Here is a 7,467-nt window from a genome sequence, read left to right as displayed (position 1 = left end):
ATAGTAAACCTTGTGTTATGATTTAGGTGTCTAATCAAAATATAACCGAGGTAATCACTATGGACTACTTGGAGTAAAAGCTATTAATCTACCTAAGAAATATTATATTTTTATAAAGTATGAAATAAAAGAATCATAACCACTCGTAGAACGGGTGGTTTGCTCTGACCCTATAAGGGTCTTTCTCTAGTGGTGGCCCTCTAAAGAAGGCATTGAATGATCTGACAACCACTCTATTACCACTGGCTGCCCCCTACTCGGGGGCTTTTCTTTTGCCTATTTTACCGGCTCACCCGTAAACGGGTCGGTATACGCTTTAAAGTTTAATGTATCTTGTGCTATATCTTCTTGTAGTTGATTGCGAATATACTCTTTTATCGCCCCTTCATATCGTCCCACTGTATCCACATAATATCCTCTACACCAGAAATGTCTATTTCCATACTTATATTTTAAATTTGCGTGTTTATCGAATATCATGAGGCTACTTTTGCTTTTTAAATACCCCATAAAACTCGATACACTTAAATGTGGTGGAATCGTTACTAGCATATGGATATGATCCGGACAGCATTCCGCCTCGATAATTTCTACATTTTTTCTCTTACATAAATCTCTTAGAATTTTACCTACATCAGCTTTTATCCGCCCATAAATTATTTGTCTTCTATATTTTGGAGCAAAAACAATATGATATTTACATCTCCATTTACTATGTGATAAGCTTTTTACGTCATTCATTGACATTGAACCTCCTATGTTGAAATGTTGTGGTTGCCAGACCAACTCCATTCTAGCACTAGGAGGTTCTTTCCTTTTCTCTAAGAATTTTTACTGACCCCCAGTTTAACTGGGGGTTTAGTCATGCCTATTCGGCGTACAAGCAAAAAGGCGGCACAACCAAATGGTTGTACCGCCTTGATTCATCAATTATTCAGCAGTGAATGGCAATAAAGCGATTGCACGTGCACGTTTGATAGATGTAGTCAATTTGCGTTGATGTTTTGCGCAAGTACCGGAAATACGACGAGGTAAGATTTTGCCGCGTTCAGTCGTAAAACGACGAAGTTTAGCAACGTCTTTATAGTCGATTTGATCGATATGGTCTGCACAGAAAACGCATACTTTTCTTCTTGGCTTTCTGCCTCTATCTCTTCTCATTGCGAATCCTCCTTTTCGAATTAGTAGGAGTCCCTGACACTAGAACGGGATGTTTTCGTCATCGCCGCCTGTACTGAAACTATCAAAATTGGACCCACCTTCGAAAGAATTAGTATTCATATCAAGGGATTGGCCCACAAAGTTCGCTACCACTTCAGTAACGTACCGTTTTTGACCGTCCTGAGTCTCGTAAGAACGAGTTTGCAAACGACCTTCTACAAAGCAACGACTGCCTTTACGAAGATTGCCTGCCGCTTCACCAAGTTTACCCCAAGCAACGCAGTTGATGAAAGCAGTTTGTTCTTTCGTCTCATTTGTTGTGGAATCAATATAGGTATTTGTGGCAGCTACTGTGAAAGTTGCTACCGCACGACCAGTTTTGGTATAGCGTACTTCAGGATCACGAGCTAAATTACCTAGAATTTGTACAGAGTTCATGTTTTCCTCCAGGCTTTAATTATGCTTCGTGTTTAACAATTAGATGTCTTAGGACTTCATCGTTGATTTTCAATACACGATCGATTTCTTTGATTTCAGCAGGTGCTGCTTCAAAGTTAATCAATACATAGAAACCGTCAGTGAATTTCTTCACCGCGTAAGCAAGACGACGCTTGCCCCAACGATCTACCTTTTCTACTGTGCCGCCTACACGAGCAATTAAAGCTTCTACTTTTTCAATAACAGCGTTAGTTGCTTCCTCTTCAGCTGGTTTCACAATAAACATGACTTCGTATTTGTTCATACAAAATCACCTCCTCTTTCGGACTAATGCCCCTATCGACACATAGGGGTAGGAAGTGCTTACCATCAATAAGCCTTACTATTATAACCTAAAAAAATAATGAAAGCAAGGACTCAATTTAAGCCCTTGCTTTCACCAATATTATATACGATTATATTTTTCATCCTCAGGAAAGGCAATAATAGCACAAACAATTACAAATATGGCTATTACCCCCATCATAGGATAGGCCGTATCATTTGGTAAGAAGGTAAGTATCAACGATGACACAATACCACTACCATATTGCATGGCACCTAATAGTGCCGCCCCAGATCCAGCCATTCTACCTGCTCTATCTAAAGCTAATGCATTAGTTACAGCGGCAATGATACCATTCATGGAGAAGAATAGGAAACAGCCAATAACGATTAACCACAGTGAATGGTAACCTAAGAACATCAAACCCATTACAACGGATACACAAATAGCGGCAAATAGTGTGGCATATCGCAATAATCTATCGAGTCGTATAGCACTTACAATACGACGATTAATAGCACTTAACAACATAACACCAATAATATTGACAGAAAAGAGATAACCAAAATATTCTTTGGGCACTTCATACACATCTATATATACATAAGGGGATCCAGTTAAGAACGCATAGATAGCAATATAAAAGGAACTCACACATAGGGTATATTTCATAAAGCCCTTATTGCGTAACAAAATCCAATAATTATTATAAGTATGACCTATAGACTTTTTACTGCGCTTCTCTACAGGATGTGTTTCTGGAAGCACTAATACGGCAACGAGCATTAGAAGACCTATACCAACAAGCAACCAGAATATGGAATGCCATGTATACCATACAAGTAAATGTCCTGCTAACATCGGTCCTGCTATAGGCGCTATAGCCATAACAATGGCCAATGTAGACAACATTTTAGCCGCCTCAGTCCGACCATATAAATCCCGAATCATAGCCCGCGATAGCATTGGTCCTACACAGGCCCCAAATGCCTGAAACACACGCCAAGCCAATAACTCCATCATAGAGGAACTCAAGGCACAGCCTACAGAACCAATAATAAATAAAACTATCCCTATAATCAGTGGCTTCTTACGACCAATTTTATCGCTAACGGCGCCCCAAAAAAGCTGAGCTAGCGCAAACCCAATTAAGAAACCCGTCAACGTAAGCTCCGCATCACCATTGAGGTCACGCCCCATCTCAGGCATAGCAGGCAAATAAATATCCGTCGACAACGACGTAAACGCCATCAAAGCACTTAATATAGAAGTAAAAAGCCATCCCTTATTGCTAATCGTCAGCATAAAGACACCACTTTCATATAAAACCGCACCATAATATGTATGTATTTAAATTATATCAAAAACAAAGTTAATCCTATATAGTTTTGATATTATTCAACAAAAAAGCGTAGTAAAATACTACGCAAAAATTGGTCTATAAGCACTATCACTCTTTGCACTATTCAAATAGTGTAAAGATAAAAGCCTAACGCAACAGAGCATTCAAAATACTCGCACGCTAGGCAATCCTCTTAAAACAGTTTATAAGATGAGCCTAACGCTACCACACGTTGATGGCTCTCTTTTTATTTATTATACAACATAAATAGAATTTCTTAAAGGAATTATATGATAAATGGCTCTTTATCATTAACGACATAAACATTTCTATTAGGTAGTATTCTCTTTAGTTTTTCAGGGATATCAGTATGAACCGGAATAATGACATCAGGATTTACTAAGTCTATAAACTTGAGTAAATCAGTTTTTGAAACATGACCACTGGCATGACATATATAAGCTGGATATGTATCTAGCAAATTCTTCAATGCTAGATTCTCCTCAATATATCCTGTCCACATGGAATATATAATACGTACATCATCTTTAGGGAACTCTTTAATTTTAGAAATAAAATTTTCTGTCCCTCTTACTAAAGATACAAATCCATGTTCCATATAGTATTTAGGATATTTGCCTTTATCAATAACTAATGGGCTATCATGTCTACGATACAAAGAACTTTCATAATATACATTATTAATCACAGTGTCTAATATTCTTTTCTGATAAGCATCACAAATGAGTACTTTATCAGTTGGCATATTCTGCCAAATCCCCATAATACGGTCAATATTCGTAGAAGAACACATAACAAAAACATATTTTCCGTCTTGAATATAAGAAGAAATATCATCTAATACAGCTACTTCAGCTATAGGGTCATTGGCATCTCTAGATAATGAAGTTCCTTCTGTAATTAATACATCAACCTCACCTATATAGGTCTTAACTAACTTCTCTAATACATGTTGACGCAGCCCATGCATCCGGAAATCACCTGTATATAAAATGTGTTTACCTTCAGCCTCAATAACAAACATATAACTATCAGCGGCACTATGGTCAATAACCAAAGGCCTAATCCGTATATCACCAATAGTGAAAGCCTCTCCCCCACGAAATGTATTAGCACCTAATAAGCGCAAGTATAAACCTCTATCTTGATACTCAGCACCTATTAGCGCGATTTCCTTACTTAATTCACCCATATATAATGGAATTTCTGATAGTGCAGAGGTTAGTTGGCCTAAGTGATCCATATGATAATGAGAAATCACAATACCGTCACAATCCAACTTTCCTTTTGTAACGCCTTCTATATCAAGATTTATAGGTGTGTACTTTTCATCTAAACTTAATTCATTACCAAAATCTAACATCATGCGAGTAGATGCTGTACTAATTTCTATAGCACTACCACCAATCTGATGTGTGCCACGATGAACAACAATATTCATATTCAACCTTTACTTAGAAATGGTAAGCAATGTTTCTGCTCGATATAAACGATCCAAATTTTCTGACCAATTATCTACTTTATTTTTATAAGGCGATTTACTTACTTTTTGAGCTTGTAATACAACAAATCGAATTTGTTTCAATTTAGACTCTTGTTTTAATATAGCCTCACATAAAGCTCGTAATTCTTTTCTTTTACTTGGATTAATTAATTCCTGGCACTCTTTATACTGTTCTGACACAACAGTTTTAGATGGATAGTTAGGTTCATTTGGTTCATTTGAAACGATACGAAGCATCAAATTTGTTTTATCCCCACCATCTTCTTTTATACAAGACTTTTCGTCAAACAAAACAACTAACTCGGCTTCATTTGTATGTTTATATTCAGATAATTTCTTTAAGTTATTTATACCCTCGTGAGCAACATCAGCCTTAATCTGTTTTAAATCAAGCAACTTATAATATGTATAAGCTTCTAAAATACAGCGTAGTAAAGTTTCCTCACTACCAGATGGACGATATTTTAATTCAATTACAGAATAACATTCGTCATCAGTGTTATAGCCTAATAAATCTATTTTTCCATAAGAATCATTTTGTGTTTCCTTTAATGGTGTTTGATAATCAAAAATATAACCTAATCCATCAACCTTACGTTGATAAAACAACAATTTCGCTAAAATTTCTTCTTTACGATTTGTGCCTTGCAGCTTTTTCATATCTACTATTTCAGAAGGAGAATGCTTTGTATCAAAATGATTAGATCGTACAGGCGTTAAGTCTGTCCATGTCTTTAAAAGATTTTTTGATAAAAGAGTACTGGCAATAGCTTCACTATAGCGGTTTTTGTCCGTTTGCGACGCGCCTTGTACATAGCCTTTATAATTTACAATAGATGCCTTATAAAAATTTGCTGCAAATCTTTTTATATCCCCATCGTTATCTTTTGGCTTTACTTTTTTTATATTAACAGTATCTTCTATTGTATCGTTCTTAGGTTGCCCAAAAAGGGTTTCAAACTCATCAATTTTATCTTTTCGATTAATACCTTTGCAAATAAATTCATATACTTCTTTAGACTTTAACATTATAAATGCCTCCCTTAATAGCAATTTACCTCACTGCACATAACTACTAAAATTACCCCATATCATACACAATAGATCAATGTATTATTATAAATTCATTATATCAGTGGACTTTTTATGAGTAAATAATGAAGAAATAAAATTCTATGCGAATATTATCTTCCTATATTTTTACTTTAATACAATCAACGAGTAATAATTTCCTCATATTATAGTCTTTTATATTAAAAATATTTACACTATTTAGATTAAGCAAAAATTCTATAGAAAATCCTTGCGTCATTATTCTATATAATTTACTATATATAGAGAAATCTGATTATAAAAAGGAGTCATCATGGCTAATATCAATGAAAACTACTTAAACCTACAAGGTTCTTATTTATTCGCTAATATTGCTAAAAAGGTAAATGAGTACCAAACTGCTCATCCAGATGCAGATATTATTCGTCTTGGTATCGGCGATGTTACATTACCTCTTGCTCCAGCAATTATCGACGCTATGAGTAAAGCTGTTCAAGAAATGGGAAAAGCAGAAACATTCCGAGGTTATGGCCCCGAACAAGGATATGATTTCTTACGTCAAGCTATTGTTGATGGCGATTACAAACCATTAGGCGTAGATATCGCTATTGACGAAGTATTCGTTTCCGATGGTGCAAAATCTGACGTTGGTAATATCCAAGAGTTATTCAGCGAAGATAACATCATTGCTATCACAGATCCTGTGTACCCAGTATACTTAGACTCCAACGTTATGGGTGGTCGTACTGGCGAAGCTGTAGATGGCATCTTCCAAAAGGTTGTATACCTCCCTACTTATGCAGAAAACAACTTCTCCCCAGAATTCCCTTCTGAACGCGTAGATATCGTATATCTTTGCTCCCCTAACAATCCAACTGGTACTGTTTTAAGCCGTGCTCGTTTAGCAGAATGGATCAAATGGTGTAAAGATAATGATGCCATTTTGATGTTTGACTCCGCTTACGAAGCTTTCATCAGTACAGAAGATACTGTAAAATCCATCTACGAAATCGAAGGTGCTCGAGAAGTAGCTATCGAGTTCCGGTCCTTCTCCAAAACTGCAGGTTTCACTGGTACACGTTGTGCTTACGCCGTAGTACCTAAAGAGGTAACTGGCAAAACTAAATCTGGTGAACGCCAACCGCTAAACCCTATGTGGAACCGTCGTCAATGCACTAAATTCAATGGTGTTCCTTACATCATCCAACGTGGTGCAGAAGCTGTATACACAAAAGAAGGACGTGAACAAACACGTGCAAACATTGCGTACTATAAAGAAAATGCCCGCATCATCAAAGAAGGTCTTGAATCTATCGGCCTTACTGTATACGGCGGTGTGGACGCTCCATATATTTGGCTTAAAACGCCTGGCAATATGACTAGTTGGGAATTATTCGACATCTTGCTCGAACAAGTTCAAATCGTATCTACACCAGGCTCTGGCTTTGGCCCTCATGGTGAAGGTTACCTTCGTTTAACAGCATTCGGCAGTCGTGAAAATACAATTCGCGCCGTTGAAAGAATCAAAACATTACAATTCTAATATGATTATGTCTATATTTAGGTTTAGATTTATATCTTGATTTATATTTAGATTACATTAAATCTGGATTATGTGATTTA

8 protein-coding genes are annotated in these 7,467 nt (G+C 36.5%); 1 reads left to right on the top strand and 7 read right to left on the bottom strand.

What is annotated here, in order from left to right; all coding sequences use genetic code 11:
- Positions 1-276 precede the first annotated feature (276 nt).
- From tnpA to VPHSUH08_RS05325, 7 genes are all read right to left on the bottom strand, one after another.
- The gene (tnpA, locus tag VPHSUH08_RS05355) at positions 277-741 is read right to left on the bottom strand and encodes an IS200/IS605 family transposase (protein ID WP_105086970.1); all 465 of its coding nucleotides are present in this window, start codon (positions 739-741) and stop codon (positions 277-279) included.
- 189 nt (positions 742-930) lie between these two features.
- Positions 931-1,161: a 30S ribosomal protein S18 gene (gene rpsR / locus VPHSUH08_RS05350; protein WP_004693795.1), complete on the bottom strand. Its 231-nt coding sequence runs from the start codon at positions 1,159-1,161 to the stop codon at positions 931-933.
- Positions 1,162-1,200: 39 nt separating this feature from the next.
- Entirely contained in the window at positions 1,201-1,599 is a 399-nt protein-coding gene (locus tag VPHSUH08_RS05345; protein WP_004693797.1) for a single-stranded DNA-binding protein, read from the bottom strand.
- A 19-nt stretch (positions 1,600-1,618) separates the two neighbouring features.
- Complete coding sequence (rpsF, locus tag VPHSUH08_RS05340) at positions 1,619-1,903, bottom strand: 30S ribosomal protein S6 (protein ID WP_004693799.1); 285 nt, start codon at positions 1,901-1,903, stop codon at positions 1,619-1,621.
- A gap of 141 nt (positions 1,904-2,044) precedes the next feature.
- Positions 2,045-3,229 carry a multidrug effflux MFS transporter gene (locus VPHSUH08_RS05335; protein WP_105086966.1) on the bottom strand — a complete coding sequence of 395 codons (1,185 nt, stop codon included), beginning with the start codon at positions 3,227-3,229 and terminating at the stop codon, positions 2,045-2,047.
- A gap of 323 nt (positions 3,230-3,552) precedes the next feature.
- The gene (locus VPHSUH08_RS05330; RefSeq protein WP_105086965.1) at positions 3,553-4,728 is read right to left on the bottom strand and encodes an MBL fold metallo-hydrolase; all 1,176 of its coding nucleotides are present in this window, start codon (positions 4,726-4,728) and stop codon (positions 3,553-3,555) included.
- Positions 4,729-4,737: 9 nt separating this feature from the next.
- The gene (locus tag VPHSUH08_RS05325) at positions 4,738-5,820 is read right to left on the bottom strand and encodes a hypothetical protein (RefSeq protein WP_105086964.1); all 1,083 of its coding nucleotides are present in this window, start codon (positions 5,818-5,820) and stop codon (positions 4,738-4,740) included.
- A gap of 337 nt (positions 5,821-6,157) precedes the next feature.
- Here VPHSUH08_RS05325 and VPHSUH08_RS05320 point away from each other — a divergent pair, with 337 nt between their 5' ends.
- Positions 6,158-7,387, top strand: coding sequence for an LL-diaminopimelate aminotransferase (locus VPHSUH08_RS05320; RefSeq protein ID WP_008602874.1), 1,230 nt, complete (start codon positions 6,158-6,160; stop codon positions 7,385-7,387).
- The last annotated feature ends 80 nt before the right edge of the window (positions 7,388-7,467 follow it).

The sequence above is a fragment of the Veillonella sp. S13054-11 genome (assembly GCF_002959795.1).
Classification (GTDB): domain Bacteria; phylum Bacillota; class Negativicutes; order Veillonellales; family Veillonellaceae; genus Veillonella; species Veillonella parvula_E.
Note: the sequence above shows the minus strand (reverse complement) of the source record. Positions and strands in the feature narration are given on the sequence as shown.